This is a genomic window from Oleiphilus sp. HI0086 (assembly GCF_001635225.1).
Genome location: NZ_LWFZ01000464.1, coordinates 1 through 569 on the forward strand (window position 1 = coordinate 1; position 569 = coordinate 569).

The window sequence follows — 569 nt, forward strand, 5'->3', positions numbered from 1 at the left end:
ATTTTACGATGCCAAATAGTGACCACTACGGCCACCTTTCTTTTCGAGTAATCTTACCTGATCGATCACCATACCTTTATCAACCGCCTTACACATATCATACAAAGTCAAGCAGGCGACACTCACGGCCGTTAAGGCTTCCATTTCAACACCCGTTTTGGCATCAAGCTTACACTGGGCCGTCATTCTTACCCGGGGTTCACCCTCTTCGAGACCTAGCGCTTCAATCTCTATGCTTACAGAACTGAGGTTCAAGGCATGACACAAGGGAATCAGCTCCGAACACTTCTTTGCCGCCATAATTCCGGCTATTCTGCAGGTCGCGAATACATCACCTTTCTTGTGACGACCTTCGGTAATCATCCGAAGGGTTTCTTCCTTCATTAAAACGTAACCTTCTGCGCGTGCAATACGGTGGGTAACTTCTTTTTCACCCACATCTACCATATGCGCTGCACCTTGCTCATTCAGGTGCGTTAGATTGTCGGACATACTTACCTCTTTCCCAGACTCTAATGACTCATTCTATCAGACCAAGCTGCTATCTTTTAGACCACGCACCAATACCT

At 46.7% G+C, this 569-nt stretch carries 1 protein-coding gene; it reads right to left on the bottom strand.

From position 1 onward, the window contains the following. Positions 1-3 precede the first annotated feature (3 nt). Positions 4-492, bottom strand: coding sequence for a cyclic pyranopterin monophosphate synthase MoaC (moaC, locus tag A3756_RS05735; protein WP_068516348.1), 489 nt, complete (start codon positions 490-492; stop codon positions 4-6). Positions 493-569: the final 77 nt, after the last annotated feature.

Bases quoted from the DNA above. Each gene is read 5' to 3' on its own strand.
- moaC (WP_068516348.1), bottom strand. From the start codon at position 492: ATGTCCGACAATCTAACGCACCTGAATGAGCAAGGTGCAGCGCATATG.